The organism is Jeotgalicoccus coquinae (assembly GCF_014207425.1).
GTDB classification, from domain to species: domain Bacteria; phylum Bacillota; class Bacilli; order Staphylococcales; family Salinicoccaceae; genus Jeotgalicoccus; species Jeotgalicoccus coquinae.
This window is the reverse complement of record NZ_JACHFF010000001.1, coordinates 452,108-476,225: the sequence shown is the minus strand read 5'-3', so window position 1 is coordinate 476,225 and position 24,118 is coordinate 452,108. Positions and strand designations below refer to the sequence as shown.

Below are 24,118 nucleotides of genomic sequence, written 5' to 3'. Positions count from 1 at the left end.
CCCCTTTTTATTAAAGTATGGTAACACTCGTTTCATGATCGACTTCTTCCATTTTCACTGATACTTTTTCTGATTTCGATGTCGGAATATTTTTACCGACGTAGTCCGGTCTGATCGGCAGCTCTCTGTGTCCTCTGTCAACGAGTATTGCAAGTGAGATTGTCGTCGGTCTTGCCGTATTGAGTATTGCGTCAATCGCTGCTCTGATTGTGCGCCCTGTCTGGAGCACATCGTCGACGATCACTACGTTCTTGTCTGTAAAGTCTGTATCCACTACAACCGGGTTATCCGCCAGTACATCTTCCGGGCGGTCATCTCTGAATGCGCTTATGTCGATTGTGCCTGTCGGCAGCTTCACACCTTCTATTTCTTCGATGCGTTCCTGGATGCGCAATGCAAGATGTTCACCGCGTGTTTTAATTCCGAGCAGCACAATGTTGTCACTGCCCTTATGTTTTTCAAGTATTTCGTGGGACATTCGTGTTATCGCTCTTTTTATCTGTACGCTGTCCATAATTATTTTTGCCGTCATTTATGATTCCTCCATTTTTTGCATAAAAAAATACTCATGTCAGAAGACATGAGTATATAGTTATCCTATATTATCGCACAGAGAATTTTGTATAGTCTGCCCATTCCGGCCCAGATTACTGTTCTTTGTGCAGTTCACGTCTTCTTAGCCTCACAGGACTAAAATTTAAAGACTTCGTATTCGATTGATTGAAATTATCATACCAGCCGGAGTGATTTAAGTCAAGCGGTTATTTTTCAGCCTGACGCATTTCGTCCAGTACATCCGTAAAGTATGCAGGAAGCTCAGTTTTAAATTCCATACGCTCTTCTGTTTTCGGATGTGTGAATCCAAGAGTACCCGCATGCAGCAGCTGGCCCCCGACATCAAGCGTTTTTCTCGGTCCGTATTTCGGGTCCCCTGCAAGCGGATAGCCGATATATTTCATGTGCACTCTGATCTGGTGAGTGCGTCCTGTTTCAAGAATACACTCAACAAGTGTAAAGTTCTCGAAACGTTCAAGTACGTTAAAGTGCGTTACAGCATCCTTGCCTTCATCGACAACAGCCATATCCTGACGCTCTTTCGGATTACGCCCGATCGGTGCTTCTATCGTACCGAGGTTGTGAGGAATCACACCGTGTACAAGTGCTGTGTATTTTCTCGTCACCGATTTTTCAACGAGCTGATCAACGAGGTGACGGTGCGCCACATCGTGTTTGGCAACCATCAGAAGACCTGACGTGTCTTTATCAATACGGTGAACGATTCCCGGACGAAGTTCGCCGTTAATGCCGGACAGGTTGTCAAGCTGACCCATCAGTCCGTTAACGAGCGTGCCTGACGCATGTCCTGCCGCCGGATGAACCACCATGCCGCGATCTTTGTTAACAACCGCAACATCATCATCTTCATACACAATATCAAGATTTAAATTTTCAGGAACAATATCCGCTTCAACGTTTTCACGTTCAAGCATTTCAACATTGTCATCCTGTTTTACTTTATAGTTCGGTTTTACTGTTTTGCCGTTCACTGTAATGTGACCCGACTTTACGCGATTCTGTATATCTGTACGGGATGTGTCGGGAACGATGCCTGCGAGTACTGTATCCAGTCTTTCGCCTGCATTTTCTTCAGTTATAATTAAATTCATTTTTCTTCTTTACCTCTTCCCGTTATAAATACTTCGATTAACATTATAATCACGCCGATTGTAAGGGCACTGTCCGCCACATTAAAAATAGGGAAATCATAAGCGATTAAGAGTACATCTGCAAAATCGACAACTTCCTGGAATAACAGGCGGTCGATAAAGTTGCCGACTGCACCTGCCATCAGGAGTGTAATACCGAGCTGCATTAAAAAGTTATTCTTTGCTTCCGTCTTATAGAAATATATTAAAAGTATAAGTACCAGGACGGTAATGATATAGAAGAACAACATACGTCCTTCAAACATTCCCCATGCGGCACCGCTGTTGCGGTGGGAAGTTATTTTAAAGAACTCCCCGAGAACCGGGATGGACTCGCCGAGCTCCATTCGTGTTGCCACTAAATATTTAGTCAGCTGATCGATTGCGAGCACAATAATTCCGATAACAGCCATAGGCAGTATTCTGTATTGTTTCATCGCTTACTGTGCATCCACAACTTCGCGGCAGCGCGGACAAATATCGTCTTCGCCTTCCACTAATGTTTCAGCTGTTGAATAATTCCAGCAGCGGTCACAGCGTTCGCCGTCAGCATGTTCAACTTTAACTGTTACAACATCATACTCCGTGCCGCCTTCAACTGCATCAGCCACTTCAACCTGAGAGACGATGAAGAACTGCTCAAGGTTGCCGCGGATGTCGTCCAGATTAAAGTCTGCAGGCTGTGTAAGTGTAACTTTAGCATCGAGTGATTTACCGATTATCTTTTCATTACGTGCTGCTTCAAGCGCTTTGTATACATCGTCGCGGACCGTCATGAACTTCTGCCATTTCCCAATAAGTGCAGCATCAGTTTCTTCACGGTCAGGGAAGAGTTCAAGATGAACACTTTCCTTCTCAGTGTGCGGTGTATGCTCGTAAATTTCTTCAGCAGTGTGTACCAGCACCGGTGCAAGCACAAGGTTTAATTCTTTAAGAATTTTGTACAGTACTGTCTGCAGGCTGCGTCTGATCGGCGCGTCTGCATCTTCGATATACAGAATATCCTTGCCGTAATCCAGATAGAAATTTGACAGGTCAACGTTGATAAAGTTCTGTACTGTCTGATACATCGTTACATAGTCGTAACGGTCGTACGAATCCAGCATAAATGTTTTCAGCTCATTAAAGCGGTTGTACATATATTTATCGACTTCAAATAAGTCTTCGTAAGCTACGTTATTTTCTGCAGGGTTAAAGTCGTTAACGTTACCTAACAGGAATCTGAAAGTATTGCGGATCTTGCGGTACACTTCCGAAACCTGTTTCAGAATGTCGTCAGATACGCGAACGTCTTCCTGGAAGTCAGATGACATTACCCACAGACGGATAATATCTGCACCCATCTGCTGCATTACTTTTGTAGGCAGAATAACGTTGCCGAGTGATTTCGACATCTTCTTGCCCTGACCGTCCATTACGAAACCGTGTGATAACAGTTCTTTATACGGAGAATGGCCTCTCGTTGCAACACTTGTAATAAGTGATGAGTTGAACCATCCCCGGTACTGGTCGGAACCTTCAAAGTAAAGATCAGCCGGATAAGTTAAGTTTTCTCTGTAATCAAGCACACCGCGGTGTGTTGAACCTGAGTCGAACCATACGTCCATAATGTCTGTTTCTTTAGTGAATACGCCGTTCGGAGCACTTTCATGTGTGTATCCTTCAGGCAGCAGGTCTTTTGCATCCCACTCGAACCAGATGTTTGAACCGTGTTCTTCAAATAAAGTTGCCACGTGCTCAAGTACGTCGGCGTCGATGATTTCCTCACCATTCTCACCGTAGAAGAACGGTAATGGCACACCCCATACGCGCTGGCGTGAAATAACCCAGTCTCCACGGTTTTTAATCATGTTGTACATGCGTTTACGGTTCCACTCAACCTGGAACTTCGTATCCATTAATGCATTAAGGATATCTTCACGTACGCCTTCAATTGAAGCGAACCACTGCGGTGTTGCACGGAAAATTACAGGTTTCTTCGTACGCCAGTCATGCGGGTACGAGTGCGTGTAGAATGACAGTTTTAATAATGCGCCGGCTTCTTTCAAATCATCTGAAATTACCTTGTTTGCATCATCGTAGAACATGCCTGCATATTTGCCGGCTTCTTCAGTGAAGACACCCTTGTTGTCTACAGGACTTAATACATCCAGGCCGTACTGCTGACCTACTTTAAAGTCATCGTCCCCGTGTCCGGGTGCTGTATGAACGACACCTGTACCTGCTTCAGTAGTTACATGATCGCCGAGCACTACAAGGCTCTCACGGTCGAATAACGGGTGTTCTGCAGTAATGTACTCAAGTTCTGAACCTTTGAACTCTTTCGTACGTGTGATCTGCTCTTTGTCAAATTCCACTTCGTCAGCGAAAGTATCAAGCAGATCTTCTGCTACGATAAATTCTTCGCCGTTATAGTTAAACTGTACGTAGTTTAAGTTTTTATGCACAGCAAGTGCAAGGTTTGACGGAATTGTCCATGGAGTTGTTGTCCAGATAACAAATTTAACGCCTCCGTCAACAGTATCTTTGCCGTCTTTAACTTTGAATGCTACGTAAATAGATGGTGATTTTTTATCCTGGTATTCAAGTTCTGCTTCAGCAAGTGATGATTCACTTGTCGGAGACCAGTAAATAGGTTTCTTGCCTTTGTAGATTAAACCTTTAGTGACCATATCTTTTAGAACACGGATCTGGGATGCTTCAAACTCAGGTTTGTAAGTTAAATAAGGGTTGTCCCACTCGCCGTCGATACCCATACGCTTAAAGCCGTCGCGCTGAATGTCGATTTGGGAGTTTGCAAATTCGATACATTTGTTTCTGAATTCCTCGATAGACATTGATTTACGGTCGACACCTTTATTAGTCAGTGCCTGTTCGATCGGCAGACCGTGCGTATCCCAGCCGGGAACGTAAGGTGTGTAATAGCCCTGCATCTGTTTGTTGCGGTTAATGAAATCCTTGATAATTTTATTAAGCGCATGTCCCATATGCAGATTTCCGTTAGCGTATGGAGGTCCGTCGTGCAGAACGAAAGGCGTGTTGCCTTTGTTTAATTCAAGTTTTTTGTTGTAAAGATCGATGTCTTCCCAGTGCTGCTGCATTTTTGGTTCTTTGTTTACTAAACCGCCGCGCATTTTAAATGCTGTTTTCGGCATTAACAGAGTGTCTTTATAGTCCATAATGATTCTCCTTTTTTATAATAAAAAGACTCTAAGCATATTAAGGGGCGAATGACCGCGGTACCACCCTTCTTGACTGCTTAGAGTCCACTTTGTTGTTTTATTTTTTATAAATCATTAGTGATTTCAAAGCGTTCATCGCCGCCGGGGCTCCCACCATCCCCCGGTCGCTGCAGTCGAATGAAAGTTTGCATGTCTAATAATACATATTAATTATGCTAAATATCTTACAATCCGTCAATGTAAATCTGCTATTTTTCCAAATCGCTGCTGTTAAATTCAAGTAATCTCTCCCAGTCTTCTGTTTCCAGCAGATCCAGCTGAGCCTGAATGAGCAGTTTATAACGTGCTCTGAAAATTTTAGCCTGACGTTTTAAGTCCTCATTATGTTCCATCATATGGTTTTCGCGCTGACGGGCACGGCTGATAATCTGCTCGCCTTCCGTCTCCGCTTTCTGAATAATACTGTCACTGTAATTCTGTGCACGCAGTTTAATTTCGTCGCCCGCTTTTGAAGCACTTAATATCGCTTCCTGGATCGATGATTCCACACTCTTAAAGCTGTTTAGGTTTTCTTCACGTTCATTAAGCATTTCTTCCAGCTGCCTTATACGTGCATCTTTTTGCTCAAGTGCATCAGCAACTTCTGCCAAATGCTGTCTTACCGCCTGTTCATCAAGTCCACGGTATACTGCAGTAAACTTTTTGTTTGTTATATCTTCTCTTTTCATTCCGTTCACCTCAATTATCAGTTACTATCATGACTTCGAGCCGGTATTTTCCTTTTTTCGTTTCCGCAATCTGTTCCGTTACGATAAAACGGCCAAATCCGCGAACCGAAATTATATCTCCGGTTTCTATTATAAACGAAGGTTCATCGACTATCGAATGATTCACTTTGACCTTCTCTTTTTCAACCCGCTCTTTCGACTTTGCTCTTCCCTCTTTTAAGACGAGTGAAACGATTGAATCAAGACGGTACGATGAACTGAGTATCGCAACCGGCTTCATATTAACGTCTGCATCCATAAACTCACTGTGAGGTATTTCAGTCAACTTAAGCGGTGCATTTTTAATTTTTGTGAGCTCTGTCTTAAACAGTTCTTTAAAAGGTGAAGTGACCGCGAACTGAATTTTATCGCCGTTTACTATATCGCCGATAATTGCCCTGTCCACACCAATGCTCATAATGGCACCGAGCAGATTGCGGTGCGACAGCGTAACAAATTTATCGGGGTACGACACTTCAAATACCGTAATTTCAAAATCATCATCGGAATGGTCAAAGTACTCAGGGAGAAGCAGCGCGCGAAGTCTTTCCCGTTCACCGTTATTCCCGCCGCCGTAATAATGCACGGTTATATCCGGATACTGCCCGCTTAAACTTTCAATCATTTTTTGTTCACGCGGATTCAGAAAATCAGTCAGTACTGCGTAATAATTATTTGAAGCCTGTTCAAACTTGCTGTTCAACATCGTCAGTATTTCCCGCTCTTCCGGCCTGAAATGCTGGTATATACCTGTCATAAAAAATCACACCTTAATAAATAATAAAAATATCCGGGAATAAATAATCCGTACGCCAGCGCTTCCAAAAGGAATCTAACGTACGGATTTTCAGTCCTGTTTATACGACCAGATTAAGAATCAGTCTGAATATTTCATTCATGCCTCTTTGGAACAGGCTGAATATGATAATTAAAATTATCGGTGATAAATCCAGGACGCCGCCTAAAGGCGGAATCATACGTCTGAACGGCTCGAGCAGCGGTTCATAGACTTTGCCCAGAAATTCGCCGAAAGATGATTCACGCAATGCCGGGAACCACGAGGACAATATGTAAATAATTAATCCCCATGTGAATATCGGCCATGCAAAGTTAAAAAACTGCCAGATGTATATTAATATAGTGCCAATTAATGAATTATCCAAAATAACTCTCCTTACATTTCATCGAAAAACTCTTCTTTGTCGGAGATTTCGCCTTCCACACCAAAACTGTTTGGTGTGCAGAGAAAAATGTCCGCACCTACTTTTTGTATATCGCCTTCTAAAGCATAAACTGTTCCGCTTAAAAAGTCCACGATACGCTTTTTTGGAACTGAATCAATTTTAGTCAGGTTTACCAGTGCCGCCCGGTTACTTTTCAGCTCATCGGCAATATCCTGTGTTTCTGCAAATACTCTTGGTTCAAATAGACATACTTTTGTATTCTGGTCATTTACAGGCATTGTTCGACTCTCCCTGTTTTGTGGTTGATTGGTTTTCTTTTGTTCCTGCTGTTTGTTCTGCACTCGTGCTTTTGGAGCTGCCGGTTTTTCCGTCCCCTGTTTACCGAGCGGAAGTTTCCTGCCGCTTTGCGCTGCTTTTTTAGGTGCCGTCTCTTTTTGACGGCTATTCGGTTGTTTATTCGTATTCAGATTTGTGACTTTCGCCGGTGTTTTCGTCTGTTCTGTCTTCTTATCATTTACAGGAACTTCTTCTTCAACGACAAATAAATCTTTTATAAACTTAGTAATAGCCATTTTACTCACCTAGCTCCCCATAATTTTACTGCCGATACGTATGTATGATGCACCGTGCTTTACTGCGATCGGATAATCATTGCTCATACCCATGCTAAGTTCCGTCACATCAGGATAAACTGCTGCGATTTCATCACGCAGTTCTTTTAATCCTTCAAATGTGTTTTCAATAATTGAACTGTCCTCCGTATGCGGTGCCATGGTCATTAAGCCGATGACTTTAACATACTTGTAGTCCTTCAGTTTTCCAATAAATGCTTCAACTTCATCCGGTTTCAGACCGTGCTTTGAAGATTCGTCGGAAACATTCACCTGTATAAAACAGTTTACAACATGTTGACCTGCCTGTTCAATTTTTTTCGCTACACTTTCACGCTCAAGTGAATGCAGATAATGAAGTTCACCGATGACGTCTTTTACTTTTCTCGACTGCATCGTACCGATAAAATGCACTTCTGCATCATCCGGCAATGCTGCACGTTTTTCGATAAATCCTTCAATACGGTTTTCCCCAAAATGTCTGACGCCTGCTTCATATGCTTTAAGTGTTTCTTCCACAGTATGATATTTAGTCACAGCGATAATATTAATGTCTTCGCCGACTTCATTTTTAATCTGTTCGTAGTTTTCCTTAATCATTATTACGCCTCCCAATAAAAGCCAGTGCACGGCCTGTTTTCCCCTGTTCCATACGGAACGAGAAAAACTCATCCGACTCTGTGCCGAGACCGGTTACACTAATATGTTTTTCATTAATGCCCACAGCTTCAGCCTGATGTTTATTAACATCTTTTAAATCGAGCTGCCAGCCGGAGCCGGTTTGTTCATAAGAACTTTCTTCCAGCGGCTGCAGTGCATGAATCACTTTATCGTCGACTTCATAATAGTCACGGTTAATACCGACACCGATAATGACCCGCAGATCATCTTTACTTCCCCTGTAACAGTCAATTAATTTTGCTGCAATGTTTTCAGCAGTGCCTCTCCAGCCCGCATGCGCAAGTCCTGTAAAAGTATCTGTGACACTGTAAACGTATACAGGAATGCAGTCAGCATAATTCATCGTTAAAAGAACACCCGGGTCGTATGTAAATAAACCATCCACATCGTTAAGTCTGCTGCCGAGTTTTTTAATATTCGTACCGCAGTCTGAAATCGTGACTTCTTTAATGTTACCGCCGTGTTTTTGTACCGGCAGTACCCAGGAACTTACAGGGAATCCGATTTCCTCTGCAAGCTGTTCCTGATGAGCATGTACATTTTCTGCATCGTCACCGATATAGAGCGCCATATTAAAACTGTGTTCCGGATATGAGCTTTGACCGCCGTGACGCATTGTGTACCCGAATGTCAGATTGTCTGAAACTCCGCCGACAAAATGTTTATGTAATTTAAATGAATTGTTATTCTTCAAATTATCTCCCACCTATAAAATAAAGGAGATATTGGGTCGCCAATATCTCCGATATATATAAAATGCAAAAATTTATCTTCTGCGTCTTTCTCTTCTGGAGCTGTTCCCTTTAAGGAAAGTCGGCACATCCGGTTCTTCCTGAGAACGTGTATCGAATCTGTCCGGCTCACGAGTGAATCCGTCATCTTCAGCAATGTCTCTTGAGTTGTATGCAGGCGGCTGGTTAAAGTTGCTGCCTCCGCCGCGCGTTTGTGTCTGTTCAGTCTGTTCAGCAGGTCTTTCTGATGAACGCTGAACTGATTTTTCATTAAATCCTGTTGCAATAACAGTGATTACAATTTCATCTTCAAGTTCAGGGTTGATTACAGTACCGAAGATCATGTTAACATCTTCATCTGCTGCATCCTGAACGATATCAGCTGCTTCCTGTGCTTCAAACAGTGACAGTGATTCTCCGCCTGTGATGTTCATAAGAACACCCTGAGCGCCAACGATTGACGTTTCCAACAGCGGGCTTGAGATTGCTTTCTTAGCTGCTTCAACTGCGCGGTTTTCGCCAGCTGAAATACCGATACCCATTAATGCAGAACCCTGGTTTTGCATAATAGTTTTAACGTCTGCGAAGTCGAGGTTTACTTCACCGCTGACAGCGATAAGGTCAGAAATACCCTGTACACCCTGGCGCAGAACGTTATCTGCTTCTTTGAATGCTTCCATCATCGGAGTAGATTTATCTACGATATCTAATAAGCGATCATTTGGGATAATAATCAGAGTATCAACAGCGGCTTTCATCTGTTCAACACCAGCAGCAGCTTGTGTTTGTCTCTTTCTTCCTTCGAAGCCGAATGGACGTGTAACAACACCTACAGTAAGTGCGCCCATTTCTTTAGCGATTTTAGCAACTACAGGTGCAGCACCCGTACCTGTTCCGCCGCCCATACCAGCCGTAACGAACACCATGTCCGCACCCTGGATAGCATCTTCGATTTGTTCACGTGATTCTTCTGCAGCTTTTTTACCGATGTCAGGGTTAGCTCCTGCACCTAAACCGCGCGTTAATTTTTCACCAATTTGAATTCTTGACTCAGCCTTTGACAGGTTAAGTGCTTGTCCATCAGTGTTAATAGCTATAAATTCAACATTGGACATTCCGTCCTCGATCATGCGGTTAACGGCATTATTACCGCCGCCGCCAACACCGATAACTTTTATTGTAGCCATGTGGTTAAAACCTTGTTCAAATTCTAACATTAATCTTTCCTCCCAAATGTACTTCTACTCAAATAGATTTTTAAATATTTTCTTAAACTTCGTACCTAGATCGCCTTGCTCTTTAGGTTCCTGTTCAGGACGTTCAGAACGTATTTCGGCGTCATCATCAGCGTAATCCTCGTATTCATCATCAGCAGCATCTTCATCAGCCTGTGATTCTTCAACACTGTCTTCATCAGGATAATTGTAATCATCTTCGTATGAATCTTCATCGCGGTTAACCTGAAGCTCATTCTCTTCTTTACGTTTTGCAAATAATCCTGTAAAGAAGTTTGCAGGCTGTGCTTCCTGGTCATCATTCACAGCATTTTGTGAATCTGTTTCCGGATAGTCATCATAATTATCAATTGTAACATATTCCAGTAACTCATCAAACATAATTCCGCTTGACAGCACTGAGATAGCGCTTGTAAATTCAGGTTTTCTGGCACCCATCTGATTCGGAATATGAACTCTTACTTTTTCAGCGACAAGATCCTGCATCAGTTCTTTGATGCCGCGGATGTTTGCAGAACCGCCTGTCAGGACAAAACCGCCCTGCACATTGTTGATACCGTTCTTCGCAAGGTCTTCAAAGACTGCCATAAATGCGTCTTCCACTACGAGCTCGATAACATCTGCAAGATCTTTCGAAGTCACTTCAGCCGGCTGGCCGGAATCGTTCTGTGCAAGCATCATTTTCTCTTCATCGCTTGCAAGATCGAAGAATGCATGACCGTACTGTTCTTTAGCCTGGTCAGCTTCATCGTATGATGTATTAAACTCATCGACTAAGTCGAGCGTAATATCGCGTCCGGCAATACCCACGCTGTTAGCATATTTTAAAGAACCGCGTTCGTAATATGCAAACTGGGTTAAGTCCAGACCCATATCGATGACAACAGCACCAAGTTCAATTTCAGCGTCTGTCAGCACATGCTGATAGTTCACCGCATCAGAATAAACATCTAAAATAGTTAAGCCTGCTGCTTCAACACATTTAACGATGTTAATAAGCAGCGTACGGTTAGCCGAAACGACACCCGCCTTAACTGCAAGGCTTTCTTCTGCGATCATATCTTTCGGGTCGTTCACTTCGTGCAGACTGTCTACGACAAAAGAAACCGGATAAACGCTGACTGTTTCGTACTGTCCCGCCGAATCGTTCATGCGGACATTTTCCAGCAGTTCTTCGATATGTTCACCGGTAATTTCCGTCGCTTCTCCGCCGAAACGAATTGCATCTTCTGTAAAGTGAATATGAGTATCCGCAATTGGAATCTTCACAAACACTTCGTCAATATCTACACCTGAAGCGATTTTCGCTTTTTTAATTGTATCTGTAATTGCATTTTTAGCCTGATCAAAATCGTTGATCATCCCTTTAGAAACCCCATCAGTGAAGGTTTGGCCGGTCCCAATAACATTCACACCATTGTGAAATTTTTCCCCGACCACTACTTTGACACTAGACGAGCCGATATCAAGGGCAACATAATAATGTTCCTTCACCTTATTGCCTCCTACACAGCCATTTTCATAATACTATTTCTAGTTTACATTATACTCTGATTAATGTGAACTATTTCAAAAGATTTGTTTCACTTTATCTGTTTTTATTCCTCCGAAGCACCGTCAATGTCACCAAGTGCTGATCTTACACCGTCAAGTGCCTCATTTATATCTTCGATATAACCGACCTGTGACGGTTCATTATAAATATTATCTTTAATCTCACGGGCATCGGCACTGTCGTACGGAAGATAGCTTGTTCCTACCTCCATATCTATAATACCGCCAGTTTCATCACCGATTTCCTGACGAATACCGATATAGTAATTCATTTTATCACTAAATGTTTCGTAATCTGCAACTATCTCCTGGCCATCATTCATAAACACGTGTATACGGCGCATTGAATTATCCGTCGGACGGAAATATATTTCCGAAATACTTGCCAGTATATCGACTTCAATTTCGTTCAGTGCTGTAACGAGTGCATCGAATTCCTCGCCTTCGAAGTTGTAAATAATCGGTGCATTTCTCGGAGCGCTTGGATAACCGCGCTGTATTCTGCTGTTTTCAAGAACCGGGAAATAAAGATCTTCACTATTAATGTAAGCAATAGCTTTATATTCATTAACATTAACTGTAACATTATTCGGCCAGTCGCGCTCTACCGAAACCTCTTCAATTACAGGCAGCAGCTCCACGTTCTCTTCGGCTTTGCCTGCAGAAATACTGAACATCTTATCCCCTGTACTGAATCCGATACGTTCTTCAAGCTCTGTTTCAGTAACCAGGCTGTTGCCTTCAAAGTTAATTTCCTTCACGTCACTTGCACTTGAAAATACATACCACAGCAGCGTCGCAAGCAGCAGTACGAGCAATACAACAATACCGGTATACATATGTATACGTTTAAACTCAAACTTCTTTTTTACCTTAGCGGGCTTGCCTTCTTTATTTGCCGCTCCGTCTGCCGGAGTCTTTTTACCGGTACGCTTTTTGTCCTTCGGCATTTTCTCTTTTTTCCTGCTGTTTTTGTTCTTGCTCTTACTGTTTTCGTCAGCAGGTGCCTTCTCTTCAAAATCTTTATAGTGTTCAATTTTTAAAGCCAGTTCATCATGCGGTGATGTTTTTTCAGACCGTTCTTTATTCTTAGATGCTTTGTTCTTATCAGCTTCTTTATTTACTGATATCTTTTTTGCTTTTTTTTGTTCGTTGCTGTCAGCCGGTTTTTTTTGTTCTGCTGCAGTTTTCTTAATGTCCTGCTCTTTGTCTCGATCCTTTTTCTGTTCAGGTGTTTTTGCAGTATAGCCGACATACTCAGTATCCTGACGTCTCTTTTTTAACTTTTCTTTTATGTCATTGATATTTTCTTTATCTTTTTTCATCGGCTATACCTCCTGATCTGTTAACTTAACTTTGCGAAACCTTCTTTAAAGTGATCTCCGCGGCGTTCGTAGTCTTTATACTGGTCCCAGCTTGCACATGCAGGTGAAAACAATACTGTATCACCGGGTTCTGCATGCCGGTGTGTCAGTTCAATGCCTGTAAACGGGTTTTCCGTTATCTCGGACGGAATGCTCAGTTTCTGTGCAAGTGCTTCGAACTTCGGTGCTGTTTCTCCGAATGTCACAATACGCTTCACATGCCCTGCATACTGCATGAGCTCATCCACAGACTGTCCCCGGTCGAGCCCGCCTGCGAGCCAGATTACCGGTGTATCAAAGCTTTTCAGTGCAAATGATGTTGCCAGATTATTTGTTGCTTTTGAGTCATTATAATAAACAACTTCATCCACTGAACCGAGTCGCTCAAGTCTGTGCGAAATACCGCTGAATGTAGTCAGCGTGCGTTTGATCGCTTTATTGTCCACGCCGTGTGCTTTGGCGACAAGCAGTGTCGCAAGTATATTTTCAATATTGTGGTCGCCTTTTAACACTACGTCTTTAATCGGCATAATCGCTTCACCGTATACGACAAAGTTACCGTCTTCTGTATAGGCATCTGCTTTTGTATCCGAATCGAAGTACTGAATACGGCATTTGATATTAAGACCTTCAAGCATATGCGCCTGCTTTTTATTAAAAATCAGCAGATCCTGTGCCGTCATATTTTTAAATATTTCGAGTTTCGCATGAACGTATTCTTCCACTGAACCGTGGTAATCAAGATGCGCTTCATAAATATTAGTAATAACTGCGATATTCGGCCGGAATTCTTTTATCCCCATCAGCTGGAAAGAAGACAGTTCCATCAGCAGTGTGTCACTCACTCCCGCTTCCATCGCTGCGTCTGTTGCAGGATAGCCGATGTTGCCGCATAAAATTGGACTGCCGCCACTATGCTCAAGCATCTCCCCGAGGAGGTGCGTACATGTCGTTTTACCGTTCGTGCCCGTCAGTGCATAAATTGGAGCTTCACTCACATGATGAGCAATTTCAACTTCCGTAATAATCGGAATCTCCCGTTCTTCTGCTTCTTTTAAAAATGGAATACTGTAAGGAATACCCGGATTTTTAACAATTAAATCAGCACGGTTTAAAAGATTCGACGGATGGTGGCCGTCGACTATATCGACACCCCATGCCTTATACTTCTGTTCCGCTTCTCCGTCGGAAAACACTTCATTCGTTGTCAGTGTAACGTTTGCACCCAGATTAACCAGTGCGTTCACTGCGCTTTTACCGCTTCGTCCATATCCGAGTACGATGACATTTTTATTTTCGTATCCGCTGAATGGCTTCATCTTACATCACTCCTAATATTACACCGAGTATGCCCGCTAACAGGCCGGCAGACCAGAAGACGATAACTATTTTCCATTCATTCCAGCCCGACAGTTCGAAATGGTGATGAATCGGCGTCATCTTAAAGATTCTTTTACCTGTCGTTTTATATGATGCAACCTGCATCATAACGCTCGCTGTTTCAATAACGAACACGATACCGATAACGAGCAGCAGCAGACTGCTGTTTAACAGAATTGAAACCGTTGCAATAATACCGCCAAGTGCGAGTGAACCTGTATCACCCATAAACAGTTTGGCAGGATATTTATTGTAAATTAAAAATCCAATCAGTGAACCGATTAATATAAACAGGAACAGTGCCACTTCCGTTTCACCTGTAACCAGACTGATTACAAGAAACGCGCCGAAAGCAATAATCGATGTACCTGTAGACAGTCCGTCAAGACCGTCAGTTAAGTTCACTGCGTTTGAAAAGCCGACAAGCCAGAATACTATCCATACGACAAAGAATATGCCGAGCGGGATAAACAGCCCCGTACCCGGAATCTGAATGCCTGCTTCGATGGATGGAATCCAGTTCGTCATTATAATAAAGATAATAACTGCGACTGCAATCTGTGCAAGAAACTTCTGTTTTGAAGACAGCCCCGCGTTATCTTTTTTAACGACGATAATGTAATCATCGATAAATCCAATAAGTCCAAAACCGACTGTTACGATTATCAGTACGAGCAGTTTGTAAATATCATCAACGAACAATAGTCCGATGACAGACAGTATAATTGTCACTGAAATAAATGACAGTCCGCCCATCGTCGGTGTTCCCGTTTTAATTAAATGGCTTTCCGGACCTTCTTCCCGGATTGTCTGCCCAAATTTCATGCGTTTTAATAATGGAATTAAAATCGGTATCAGTATTGCAGTCAGCACGAGTGCCGCTGCTAAAAATATATAGTTCATAGCTCCTCCTAATCGTTCGGGTCATTTGACGATAAAGTGATTTCCACAGCAGTGTCTTCCGTTACCGCTGTGCCCGCATTCTGAGACTGGCCATCCACATACCCTTCACCTTCGACTGTTATATTAATTCCTATAAAGTCAGCCAGCATCAGCGCTTCTCTCTTGGAAAGGCCTTTAAAGTCCGGCAGTGTCGGATCACCGTCTGTTTTCACAAACAGTGAATCGTAAGGGAGCAGTGTGTCATCCTGCGGGAAATGTTCGGTAATCTCTGTACCGTTCCCGACTATTTTTACATCAATTGTATCATTTAATTCATCAGTTAAGGCGTCAATTTCCCGGCCTCTGTAATCTCCGATTTCAACGACGCTCTGGTCACCTGAAACATCCGCTTCAGATACTTCCAGATACTTAAGCGTACGCTCCATCAGCGGATTAAATCCTCGTGCGACACCGTTATCCCATGTTTCACTCTTATTCTCGCTGGCAAGCTTAATACCGTAATAGACAATCACTTCAGGATCCTCTTTCGGTGCATAACCCAGGAATGAAGTAAAGAACTGGTAGTCCCCGTCCAGATAGCCGCCTGTTTCCGGGTCGTATATCTGAGCAGTACCCGATTTCCCTGTTACTTCATACTCGTCGGATTTGTACTGGGGATTATGGTCCAGCGATCCGTCAATCAGCGTATTCATTTCGGCCATTGTTTTTTCCGCTGCATCTTTTGAGATAACCTGTCTGACTGTTTCTTCCTTGCCGTCGTAAACTACTTCACCGGAATCATCGGTAATCTCATCAACGACGTAAGGTTTCTTCATTTCACCTTCGTTCAGCAGTGCTGTCATTCCCTGAATCAGCTGAATCGGTGTAACAGTGGATGTCTGACCGAATGATGTTGTTTTTTGCTGCAGCTCATTATCCCATGCCATCTGCCCTGTAACTTCTGTCGGAAATTCAGAACCTGTTGTCTGACCGAAACCGAAGTCTTTATAGTACTGGAGCATTTTATCGGCACCGACTTTATCCTGCAGAATCATCATCAGCACGTTTGAAGAATACTGCATTCCTTCGTTATAGGTAATATCTCCCCAGCCTTCTGTTTCCCAGTCATAAATCGTTGAATCCATAACATCCATTGAACCCGACGTATAAACAGTATCCGGGTCATAGGCGCCTTCTTCAATAGCAGCTGCCAGGCCGAACACTTTAAAAGTGGAGCCCGGTTCAAATGAATATTCGTAAAGCATGTTCAGCCAGCTGTTTCCGAATCCCTCACGGGTTTCCGGGTTAAATGACGGGCGCTGCCCGCTTGCAAGTATTTCTCCGGTTTTCGCATCCGCAACTACCGCAATCAATTCTTCCGGTTCAAAGTGATCGTCCATATCATTCAATGTATCTTCTAAATACAGCTGAATATTCGGATCGATTGTCAGCTTAACATCGTTCCCGTTAACAGGCGGTTTTACATTGTCCGAGTTCGGGACAATATATCCCCACACATCCTGTGAGTAGTCCACACTGCCCGGCTCACCTTTAAGCAGATCATTGTATATACGTTCGAACCCAAGCTGTCCGTTAAGTCCGCCGAGTTCATCATTTAACTCGGCAAAGCCGATTAAGTGCGAAGCGAACTGTCCATTCGGATAAAAACGTCTCGTTTCCGATTCAAAAACTATGCCTGTTGCTTCTGACTCTTCCAGAAACTTCTTATCGTTATATGAGATATTACGTCCGGCCTGTCCAAGTTCCATCTGGAACCGGCCTTTTTTAATATTCTCTTCAATTTTTTTCTGTATTTCCGCTTTATCCATATCGACAACTTCAGAAAGCAGCGCTGCAGTTTCTTCAGGATTGCTTACATGGTTCGGATAGTTTTCATCAGTGATGATTGCGATACGGTATGCTTCCATGTCTGCTGCGAGAATATTCCCTTCTCGGTCAAGAATTTCCCCGCGTTCCGGTTCATTTATCGAACTGACCGCATACTTGTCCTCTCCTCTTGCAATTAAATCCTCGTCATCTATCGTCTGAAATATCATCAGTTTTGTAAACTGACCGATAATCAAAAGAAAAAGCACTCCTATACCGAAATATATCAGGAGTGCGCCAATTGTTACCTTGCTATTTTTAAGACTGATCTTCCGTCTAATCTTCGCCATACTTTTCTACAACCTTTACATTGCTATTATTCAAATCCAAGCCCAGTTCCTGAGCTTTTTCATATATGCGATCATATGAAGCAAGGTAAGTGACTTCAGTATTCAATTCACTGATTTCACCGTTTTTAACTGCGATTGTCTGTTCCAGCGATGTCTTTTCATTCTGATAGTTATATGCTTCCATTTTTAAAGATAGCACATAAATGGAAACTGCCGCAATCAGAACGGCAAGTGTTATGTAGACTGCCATTTCCATACGTTTAATGCCGACAATTTTTTCTTTTGTCCGGGTTTTCGGCTGACTGTCAGGTTCTCTGTATACTTTTTTCGCGGGATTCACTTCAGTATATCTTTCTACTACCATGTCAACACTTCCTATACTTGTTTCTCGGCAATTCGAAGCTTCGCGCTGCGCGCGCGCGGGTTCGCCTCTAAATCGTCACCTTCGGCGATAATCGGTTTACGGTTTACCCTTTTTAATACCGGTTCATATCCTTCAGGGATAATCGGCATATTTTTTGGCAGCTCCGGCCCCTTTTCGTATTCAACAAACATCTGCTTGCAAATTCTGTCTTCGAGCGAGTGGAATGTAATCACTGATACTCTTCCGTCTCTGTTCAGCAGGTCAATCGCCTGTTCCAATGATCGTTCGAATACTCCGAGTTCATCATTAACTGCGATACGGAGTGCCTGGAAAATACGTTTCGCAGGATGTCCGCCTGTTCTTCTGAACTTCTGCGGGATTTGTGATTTAATAATTTCCGCCAGTTCCGTCGTTGTTTCAATGGGTTCAATTTCTCTTAAACGTTCGATTTCCCTTGCAATCTTTTTCGAGAATTTTTCTTCCCCGTATCTGAAAAAGATGCTGACTAAAGCTTCGTATGAGTACTCATTAACAATCTCGTAAGCATCGAGCGACTGTGTCTGATCCATTCTCATGTCGAGTCTTGCTGTCTTCGAGTGGCTGAAGCCGCGCTCTGTAACGTCGAGCTGCGGACTTGAAACGCCGAGGTCGTAAAGAATACCATCGACACCTGTGACACCGAGTTCGTTAAGTGCTGAAGTTATATTTTCAAAATTCGTATGAATTAAAGTTATATTGCTGTTATCTTTAAATTTTTCACGGGCATTATTTATTGCTGTCATATCCTGGTCAAATGCATAGACATGACCTGTTTCAAGCTGTGACAATAAATATGAAGTATGTCCGCCGCCGCCGAGCGTTGCATCGACGTATATGCCGTCTGGTTTAATATTTAAACCATCGACTGTTTCTTTTAGTAAAACTGAAGTATGGTTGAACATCCTGTCACATCCTAAAGGTCAAAATCAATTAAATCTTCTGCTATATCTTCAAAGTTATCTTCAGATTCTGTATAAAAATCTTCCCATGCTGCTGAATCCCAAATTTCAATTCTGCTTGAGACTCCTATTACCGTGCAATCTTTTAATAAACCGGCATATTCACGCAGATTCTGCGGAATGTTAATACGGCCCTGCTTATCGATTTCCACGGCAGTTGCACCTGAGAAAAATAATCTCGTAAACTTACGCGCATCTTTTTTGGTCAGCGGAAGTGTTTTAAGTTTTTCTTCAATGCGGCTCCATTCATCCACTGTATACGCAAATAAACAGCGATCGAGACCGCGCGTAATAACGAATTGTTCATCGAGCAATTCTCTGAATTTACTCGGCACTATTATGCGGCCTTTCGTATCCAAATTATGTTTGTACTCACCCATGAACATATTCTCACCCCGCTATATATATTAATTTACCACATCTCCCCACTTTCCTCCACAAATTATAAAAAAGATTCCCGATTATTTCCCTAAATAAAAAAAGCGGTTTCTTCAAATGAAGAAACCGCGCGGTATACAGCAATTATTAACTTTTTATGAGTGTTAATTTTTCTGTGTAACTGAGTGGGGAGTAATCCCAATTTCCAACCTGATACTGCCATGGGTGGAAGAGTCTTTCCTGCAGTGCTCCATTCGGCATCAGTTTTTCACTCAATTCATCCAGATTGTTCAGTTCTGTTCTTAAACTGCGTTTTACATCGACTGAATAACGCTTCTTTAAATAATCCAGTTCATTCATATGGCGTTTTTTATTGCCGTCGATTATACCGCTCTTAAAATAATCATCGGAATAATCATAAAGCGGCTTGAATGCATTTTCCAGCGTCTCTTTCACACGTTCGATTTCAGTGATTATATTATCGTTCATGTGTGTTTGTATAAGCGTCTCTTTACGCTCCTGAATCTGTTCGACGACAGTGCTGTCAAGTGTAAGCCCGTATTTGTCCAGCAGCTTCTCTATTCTGCTGTCCACATGCATGAATTCCATCCGCTTCATAACAATCGGCATCGGAGTTTCCACTACATCGAATACTTTGTGGAGTTCGCCCCAATACGACACTTCCGCGCCGCCGCCTAAAAATACAGCTGTATTAAAGAGCATTTCCTGCATCAGCGGACGTGTTACAACGTTATTGGAAAACTCTGCAGGTGTCTGTTCGATGCGCTTTAATATATCATCAGCACTTAAACTTTCACCGTTCAGCATGTAACCATCGTCTGTTTCGGTAATCAGCTCGCGCGTTGACGTTGCATTGCCAAACAGATGCACATTAGTATCCGTCTGGATAACCGGTTTTTTATTTACTGTACTTAAGAACGCTTTCTGACCTGTTTTAAATGCTGCATCAATTGCTTTATGATTTTTAAACATGTTCTGCATGATCGGTACTTCAAGTTTACGGACAGATTCAAGGTGCGAGTTAAAAATAACGAGGCCATCATCTTTAAATGTGTCGTGGACCAGGCTGTGGAACAGCTCTGTCCACGACGTACATCGTTCTATAGATTCAGTGACTCTTTTCTTTAAATCAGCAGTATAGTCAGAATCCCCGATATACTTTACAACTTTTTCGAGTGTCCCGGCCATTGCTTTTTTATCGTAATTATAAAAACCGATACTCATCGGCACTGTTAAATTCGGTTTATAGTTCACTTTTACACGCCTGCGGTGATAGGTATCGTAAAGGTGCGTGTGGTTCACTTCCTCAAAATCGTGATCCTCCCCCGCAACCCAGAATACGGGAACTGCATCATAGTCGTAATTATCTTTAAACTCTTTAGCCACGACTAAAATTGACACTATTTTATGAATGATATAGGAAGGGCTCATAAATAAACCCGCCTGCTGGCCGGCTATAACTACTTTATGCCCTTTTTTAAGCAGCTCAATGTTACGCTTCTGAGCATCCGTCAGACCGTACTGAGCCATATCCGCTTCGATTATACTGCCAAGCTCTGCAGTGTGATTATGCACAGGACGCTGAAGTACTTCTTTAACCCCTGCATCATCGTAAGACAAACCACCATAGAATTGTTTATTGTCAGTTGTATTATGTATGTTCCCAGAAAAATCAATAGTCTCAAAATGCATAAATCTTTCTCCTCAATTAATCGTTATTCAAAGTATAAAAGGTATTTAACTATAAAACAATTGAACGGCTTGGTAATTATGAATATACTGTATGAAAAGGAGCGTTGCCAAATGTCAAAAGTAAAAAACTTAGCTATTAACTACAAAACAGCAGAAGAATTTAAAAAATTCCGTGAGTACGGTTCCCAGGAACTTCACATGATTGATGAACTCGAAGCCAATGTAATCGATGCGAATATCGATTCACCATTTTACGGTATTTACCAGGGGGATGATCTGGCGGCACGCATGTGTCTGTACCGTCGCGAAGATACGGACCACCCGATTGACAACGATACAGCAGATTACTTAGTTATATGGAAACTTGAAGTACTGGAAAAATATCAGGGCCGGGGACTCGGCAGTGAACTGATTGAATACGCCAAATCATTTAACATCCCGATTAAAGCCATCAGCCGATTCCAGAACTCGCGCGACTTTTTTGAAAAACATGATTTCGGCGCCCATGAATATGATATCGAACGCGATTTGGCAGACGAATCACTCATGTGGTATCCAAAATAGAATTTATATTTAATGTGAATGTATAATGCGGCCGGGACGATGAGAATCGTTCCGGTTTTAGTTTGTGATTGATGGTGATGGTCGTGCGCGAAGCTCTATGAAGAGCGCTCATAGAAACCCAAAACACCGACAACACAAAAAAACAGCCCGAATATCTTAATAATTAAGATTTTCAGGCCGTTTTCTTATAAAGACGATTAGTTAGCGTTAGCTACAACTTCTTCGCCTTTGTAGCTTCCGCACTCTTTACATACACGGTGAGCTAATTTAGTTTCACCGCAGTTTGAGCATTCTACCATTCCTGGTAATGAAAGTCTCATGTGTGAACGACGTTTATTTTTACGTGTTTTTGATGTTCTTCTTTTAGGTACTGCCATTATTTTTCCTCCTCATCGCTTAGCTTTAAAGCTTCTAGTTTTTGTAATCTCGGATCCACAGCCGGTTTTTCACTGCTGGCTTCCGATTCATCCATTACTGTCCAACCACTTGCTCCTGATGACCCGGGTAGTTCGTCACTCTCAGTATAAACTGTCGGTAAGTTAACGATTAGCAGTTCTCTGACTACAGGCTCGAGATCCAGCGTGTGGACCAGCGGATGCATGTTATCATCTTCTGTTTCCTCGTCTTCTTCAAGTGTTTCATCAAACACTTCGACAGATTGTATTTCGAGAGGCAGACTAACGGCATCACCGCTCCGGCTGTCGATCATCTTAACAACCGCCGATATATGCAAGTCAACATCTACTCGATGATGTCCGAAAAACATATCACCATATACTTTAGTATCTTCTATAGCGAGTATGTCCGCACGATCATACAATGTGTCTAACTGAACAGTTTCATTAAAAGTGAATTTGTCGTTGGCATACTTTCTGATTTGTGAAAGCGACCATTTCATATAAATTCCACCTCTTATGAGCACAACAGATATTGTACAATTATAAAGAAAAAGTGTCAAGTTTTTTTCTTAACAAATAACTTCAATCTGTCTAATATTTTGATACACTTAGTATAACATTTATCGGGGGTTTATGTATGAAAATTTTAGCTTTAATTACAGAGTACAACCCATTTCATAACGGACATATTTATCATATCGAGAAAGCGAAGGAACTTGTGCAGCCTGATGTGACGGTCGCGATTATGTCGGGGAGCTTTACACAGCGCGGCGAAATCGCCATTACGGATAAGTTTACGCGGACAGAAGCCGCGCTTCAGCACGTCGATCTCGTTGCGGAGCTGCCGTTTTTAAATGCGGTCAGTTCTGCAGATGATTTCGCACGGGGCGGCGTCCGCATTGCCAGCCTGCTTCGGACGACTGATCTTGTTTTCGGCAGCGAATCCGGTAATATCGACACCTTGCTCAGCGCTGCACACGAATCCCGCAGTCTTCACGATTCTCCGGAATTCAATGATTTACTGAAACAGGGATACAGCTATCCGCGCGCAATGAGTGTGCTTGCTGATAATACACTGCTCGCTTCACCGAACGATACGCTCGGTATTGCGTATATTAATGCTGTGAATGAATTACAGTCATCTATTAAACCCGGGACGATTAAACGTATCGGCAACAACTACAGTGATGCATCGTTATCCAGCTCAGAGTTTTCGAGTGCAACGAGTCTCCGTGCTGCACTGTTTAGCGGCGATACGACAGAAGCTGCCAAATTTATGCCTGAAAGTCTGGTCAATCAGATGATGTCGGCACACCTCGCTTCGAACGAAGATTTTTACGAAACGCTGAAAGCTGTAATTCTTACACGTTCTCCGGGAGAACTTAAAAACATCTATATGATGACGGAAGGTCTCGAACACCGCCTGAAAGATAAAGTCCGCAGTTCAGACAGTTACGCCGAATTTTTATCAGCAGTAAAAACAAAGCGCTATACATGGACGCGCCTCAGCAGACTGATGATATCGATTCTGCTGAATATTACGAACGATGTAATGGCGCAGTATGTCCCATCCGACAGCGTGCGCATTCTCGGTATGACCGGAAACGGACAGAAATATTTAAAATCGCTCGACTCCGTCAGCATTATTACTAATGTAAATAAGAAAAACCGTGACCTCGTGTCACATGAAGTGACGGCCACGGAAGTTTATAATACTTTTACCGGTTCAAAGAAAAATGATTTCAACACACCGGTGATTATTGTTCGTTAAATTTTTTCTTTAGAGCATCTTCTATCAGCGGCGGAACAATATCTTCGATCTTGCCGCCGTATTTTGCCACTTCTTTAACGATGGACGATGAAATAAACGAGTAATTGTTATTTGTCATGATATACATGGTCTCAATCTGGCTGTCGAGCTTTCTGTTCATGCTCGTCAGCTGCATTTCGTATTCGAAGTCACTGACTGCACGAAGTCCCCTGATGATTGCATCCGCTCCGACCTGCTGGCAGTAATCGATTAAAAGTCCGTCGAACTGTACTACTTCTACATTATCCAGATGTTTTGTTACACCGGAAATTAAACCGATGCGCTCTTCCGGCGAAAATAATCCCTGCTTCGACGAGTTTCTTAATACTGACACGTATACTTTATCGAAAATCTTACATGCACGTTCTATAATATCCAGATGGCCGTATGTAATGGGATCAAAACTCCCCGGTACAACTGCTATTTTTTCTTTTGCCAC

At 42.6% G+C, this 24,118-nt stretch carries 24 protein-coding genes and 1 pseudogene; 2 read left to right on the top strand and 23 right to left on the bottom strand.

Features of this window, described 5'->3' with window-relative positions; all coding sequences use genetic code 11:
• Positions 1 to 10: 10 nt before the first annotated feature.
• The 20 genes and pseudogenes from pyrR to bshC all read right to left on the bottom strand — a co-directional run bounded on the left by pyrR (position 11) and on the right by bshC (position 20,907).
• Positions 11 to 532 carry a bifunctional pyr operon transcriptional regulator/uracil phosphoribosyltransferase PyrR gene (pyrR, locus tag HNR41_RS02395; RefSeq protein ID WP_184281353.1) on the bottom strand — a complete coding sequence of 174 codons (522 nt, stop codon included), beginning with the start codon at positions 530 to 532 and terminating at the stop codon, positions 11 to 13.
• A 229-nt stretch (positions 533 to 761) separates the two neighbouring features.
• Positions 762 to 1,667, bottom strand: coding sequence for an RluA family pseudouridine synthase (locus tag HNR41_RS02390; RefSeq protein ID WP_184281351.1), 906 nt, complete (start codon positions 1,665 to 1,667; stop codon positions 762 to 764).
• Positions 1,664 to 2,143, bottom strand: a complete 480-nt coding sequence (gene lspA, locus HNR41_RS02385; RefSeq protein ID WP_184281349.1) for a signal peptidase II — start codon at positions 2,141 to 2,143, stop codon at positions 1,664 to 1,666. Before lspA ends, HNR41_RS02390 begins: the two co-directional genes overlap by 4 nt.
• Positions 2,144 to 2,146: 3 nt before the next feature.
• A complete protein-coding gene (gene ileS / locus HNR41_RS02380) occupies positions 2,147 to 4,885 on the bottom strand; it encodes an isoleucine--tRNA ligase (protein WP_184281347.1) in 2,739 nt (912 codons plus the stop codon).
• Between the two features lie 251 nt (positions 4,886 to 5,136).
• Positions 5,137 to 5,616 (bottom strand): DivIVA domain-containing protein, encoded by a 480-nt coding sequence (locus HNR41_RS02375; protein WP_184281345.1) that lies wholly within the window; start codon positions 5,614 to 5,616, stop codon positions 5,137 to 5,139.
• Positions 5,617 to 5,626: 10 nt separating this feature from the next.
• The gene (locus tag HNR41_RS02370) at positions 5,627 to 6,412 is read right to left on the bottom strand and encodes a YlmH family RNA-binding protein (RefSeq protein ID WP_184281343.1); all 786 of its coding nucleotides are present in this window, start codon (positions 6,410 to 6,412) and stop codon (positions 5,627 to 5,629) included.
• Between the two features lie 100 nt (positions 6,413 to 6,512).
• A complete protein-coding gene (locus HNR41_RS02365; RefSeq protein ID WP_184281341.1) occupies positions 6,513 to 6,818 on the bottom strand; it encodes a YggT family protein in 306 nt (101 codons plus the stop codon).
• An 11-nt stretch (positions 6,819 to 6,829) separates the two neighbouring features.
• On the bottom strand, positions 6,830 to 7,411 hold the full coding sequence (locus tag HNR41_RS02360) for a cell division protein SepF (protein WP_184281339.1): 582 nt from the start codon (positions 7,409 to 7,411) through the stop codon (positions 6,830 to 6,832).
• A gap of 9 nt (positions 7,412 to 7,420) precedes the next feature.
• Positions 7,421 to 8,053, bottom strand: coding sequence for a YggS family pyridoxal phosphate-dependent enzyme (locus tag HNR41_RS02355; RefSeq protein ID WP_407929346.1), 633 nt, complete (start codon positions 8,051 to 8,053; stop codon positions 7,421 to 7,423).
• Positions 8,043 to 8,825, bottom strand: a complete 783-nt coding sequence (locus tag HNR41_RS02350) for a purine nucleoside phosphorylase YfiH/LACC1 family protein (RefSeq protein ID WP_229714926.1) — start codon at positions 8,823 to 8,825, stop codon at positions 8,043 to 8,045. The genes HNR41_RS02355 and HNR41_RS02350 overlap by 11 nt, the downstream gene beginning before the upstream one ends.
• Positions 8,826 to 9,125: 300 nt before the next feature.
• Positions 9,126 to 10,079 (bottom strand): annotated as a pseudogene (ftsZ, locus tag HNR41_RS02345) (cell division protein FtsZ); the annotation flags it as partial.
• Between the two features lie 24 nt (positions 10,080 to 10,103).
• On the bottom strand, positions 10,104 to 11,591 hold the full coding sequence (gene ftsA / locus HNR41_RS02340) for a cell division protein FtsA (RefSeq protein ID WP_184281333.1): 1,488 nt from the start codon (positions 11,589 to 11,591) through the stop codon (positions 10,104 to 10,106).
• A gap of 104 nt (positions 11,592 to 11,695) precedes the next feature.
• Positions 11,696 to 12,976, bottom strand: coding sequence for a cell division protein FtsQ/DivIB (locus tag HNR41_RS02335; RefSeq protein ID WP_184281331.1), 1,281 nt, complete (start codon positions 12,974 to 12,976; stop codon positions 11,696 to 11,698).
• Positions 12,977 to 12,996: 20 nt separating this feature from the next.
• On the bottom strand, positions 12,997 to 14,334 hold the full coding sequence (gene murD / locus HNR41_RS02330; RefSeq protein ID WP_184281329.1) for a UDP-N-acetylmuramoyl-L-alanine--D-glutamate ligase: 1,338 nt from the start codon (positions 14,332 to 14,334) through the stop codon (positions 12,997 to 12,999).
• Position 14,335: 1 nt separating this feature from the next.
• Positions 14,336 to 15,298 carry a phospho-N-acetylmuramoyl-pentapeptide-transferase gene (gene mraY / locus HNR41_RS02325; protein WP_184281327.1) on the bottom strand — a complete coding sequence of 321 codons (963 nt, stop codon included), beginning with the start codon at positions 15,296 to 15,298 and terminating at the stop codon, positions 14,336 to 14,338.
• A gap of 8 nt (positions 15,299 to 15,306) precedes the next feature.
• Positions 15,307 to 17,454 carry a penicillin-binding transpeptidase domain-containing protein gene (locus tag HNR41_RS02320; protein ID WP_184281325.1) on the bottom strand — a complete coding sequence of 716 codons (2,148 nt, stop codon included), beginning with the start codon at positions 17,452 to 17,454 and terminating at the stop codon, positions 15,307 to 15,309.
• Positions 17,441 to 17,818 (bottom strand): cell division protein FtsL, encoded by a 378-nt coding sequence (ftsL, locus tag HNR41_RS02315; protein WP_184281323.1) that lies wholly within the window; start codon positions 17,816 to 17,818, stop codon positions 17,441 to 17,443. Before ftsL ends, HNR41_RS02320 begins: the two co-directional genes overlap by 14 nt.
• An 11-nt stretch (positions 17,819 to 17,829) precedes the next feature.
• Positions 17,830 to 18,759: a 16S rRNA (cytosine(1402)-N(4))-methyltransferase RsmH gene (gene rsmH, locus HNR41_RS02310; protein ID WP_184281321.1), complete on the bottom strand. Its 930-nt coding sequence runs from the start codon at positions 18,757 to 18,759 to the stop codon at positions 17,830 to 17,832.
• An 11-nt stretch (positions 18,760 to 18,770) separates the two neighbouring features.
• Positions 18,771 to 19,202 (bottom strand): division/cell wall cluster transcriptional repressor MraZ, encoded by a 432-nt coding sequence (gene mraZ, locus HNR41_RS02305; protein WP_184281319.1) that lies wholly within the window; start codon positions 19,200 to 19,202, stop codon positions 18,771 to 18,773.
• A 139-nt stretch (positions 19,203 to 19,341) separates the two neighbouring features.
• Positions 19,342 to 20,907 (bottom strand): bacillithiol biosynthesis cysteine-adding enzyme BshC, encoded by a 1,566-nt coding sequence (bshC, locus tag HNR41_RS02300; RefSeq protein ID WP_184281317.1) that lies wholly within the window; start codon positions 20,905 to 20,907, stop codon positions 19,342 to 19,344.
• 111 nt (positions 20,908 to 21,018) lie between these two features.
• On the opposite strand from bshC, the gene HNR41_RS02295 reads away from it, so the two are divergent.
• Positions 21,019 to 21,471 carry an N-acetyltransferase gene (locus HNR41_RS02295; protein WP_184281315.1) on the top strand — a complete coding sequence of 151 codons (453 nt, stop codon included), beginning with the start codon at positions 21,019 to 21,021 and terminating at the stop codon, positions 21,469 to 21,471.
• A gap of 197 nt (positions 21,472 to 21,668) precedes the next feature.
• On the opposite strand, the gene rpmF is transcribed toward HNR41_RS02295, so the two are convergent.
• Entirely contained in the window at positions 21,669 to 21,848 is a 180-nt protein-coding gene (gene rpmF / locus HNR41_RS02290; RefSeq protein WP_184281313.1) for a 50S ribosomal protein L32, read from the bottom strand.
• The gene (locus tag HNR41_RS02285) at positions 21,848 to 22,369 is read right to left on the bottom strand and encodes a YceD family protein (protein WP_184281311.1); all 522 of its coding nucleotides are present in this window, start codon (positions 22,367 to 22,369) and stop codon (positions 21,848 to 21,850) included. The genes rpmF and HNR41_RS02285 overlap by 1 nt, the downstream gene beginning before the upstream one ends.
• 137 nt (positions 22,370 to 22,506) lie before the next feature.
• On the opposite strand from HNR41_RS02285, the gene HNR41_RS02280 reads away from it, so the two are divergent.
• Complete coding sequence (locus tag HNR41_RS02280; protein WP_184281309.1) at positions 22,507 to 23,640, top strand: nucleotidyltransferase; 1,134 nt, start codon at positions 22,507 to 22,509, stop codon at positions 23,638 to 23,640.
• On the opposite strand, the gene coaD is transcribed toward HNR41_RS02280, so the two are convergent.
• The gene (gene coaD / locus HNR41_RS02275) at positions 23,627 to 24,118 is read right to left on the bottom strand and encodes a pantetheine-phosphate adenylyltransferase (RefSeq protein ID WP_184281307.1); all 492 of its coding nucleotides are present in this window, start codon (positions 24,116 to 24,118) and stop codon (positions 23,627 to 23,629) included. The genes HNR41_RS02280 and coaD overlap by 14 nt on opposite strands.

Coding starts and splice junctions, on each gene's coding strand:
- rpmF (WP_184281313.1), bottom strand. CDS start 21,848: ATGGCAGTACCTAAAAGAAGAACATCAAAAACACGTAAAAATAAACGT.
- lspA (WP_184281349.1), bottom strand. CDS start 2,143: ATGAAACAATACAGAATACTGCCTATGGCTGTTATCGGAATTATTGTG.
- murD (WP_184281329.1), bottom strand. CDS start 14,334: ATGAAGCCATTCAGCGGATACGAAAATAAAAATGTCATCGTACTCGGA.
- ileS (WP_184281347.1), bottom strand. CDS start 4,885: ATGGACTATAAAGACACTCTGTTAATGCCGAAAACAGCATTTAAAATG.
- HNR41_RS02285 (WP_184281311.1), bottom strand. CDS start 22,369: ATGAAATGGTCGCTTTCACAAATCAGAAAGTATGCCAACGACAAATTC.
- HNR41_RS02280 (WP_184281309.1), top strand. CDS start 22,507: ATGAAAATTTTAGCTTTAATTACAGAGTACAACCCATTTCATAACGGA.
- pyrR (WP_184281353.1), bottom strand. CDS start 532: ATGACGGCAAAAATAATTATGGACAGCGTACAGATAAAAAGAGCGATA.
- HNR41_RS02335 (WP_184281331.1), bottom strand. CDS start 12,976: ATGAAAAAAGATAAAGAAAATATCAATGACATAAAAGAAAAGTTAAAA.
- ftsL (WP_184281323.1), bottom strand. CDS start 17,818: ATGGTAGTAGAAAGATATACTGAAGTGAATCCCGCGAAAAAAGTATAC.
- mraY (WP_184281327.1), bottom strand. CDS start 15,298: ATGAACTATATATTTTTAGCAGCGGCACTCGTGCTGACTGCAATACTG.
- HNR41_RS02295 (WP_184281315.1), top strand. CDS start 21,019: ATGTCAAAAGTAAAAAACTTAGCTATTAACTACAAAACAGCAGAAGAA.
- HNR41_RS02370 (WP_184281343.1), bottom strand. CDS start 6,412: ATGACAGGTATATACCAGCATTTCAGGCCGGAAGAGCGGGAAATACTG.
- HNR41_RS02390 (WP_184281351.1), bottom strand. CDS start 1,667: ATGAATTTAATTATAACTGAAGAAAATGCAGGCGAAAGACTGGATACA.
- rsmH (WP_184281321.1), bottom strand. CDS start 18,759: ATGTTCAACCATACTTCAGTTTTACTAAAAGAAACAGTCGATGGTTTA.
- HNR41_RS02360 (WP_184281339.1), bottom strand. CDS start 7,411: ATGGCTATTACTAAGTTTATAAAAGATTTATTTGTCGTTGAAGAAGAA.
- mraZ (WP_184281319.1), bottom strand. CDS start 19,202: ATGTTCATGGGTGAGTACAAACATAATTTGGATACGAAAGGCCGCATA.
- HNR41_RS02375 (WP_184281345.1), bottom strand. CDS start 5,616: ATGAAAAGAGAAGATATAACAAACAAAAAGTTTACTGCAGTATACCGT.
- bshC (WP_184281317.1), bottom strand. CDS start 20,907: ATGCATTTTGAGACTATTGATTTTTCTGGGAACATACATAATACAACT.
- HNR41_RS02320 (WP_184281325.1), bottom strand. CDS start 17,454: ATGGCGAAGATTAGACGGAAGATCAGTCTTAAAAATAGCAAGGTAACA.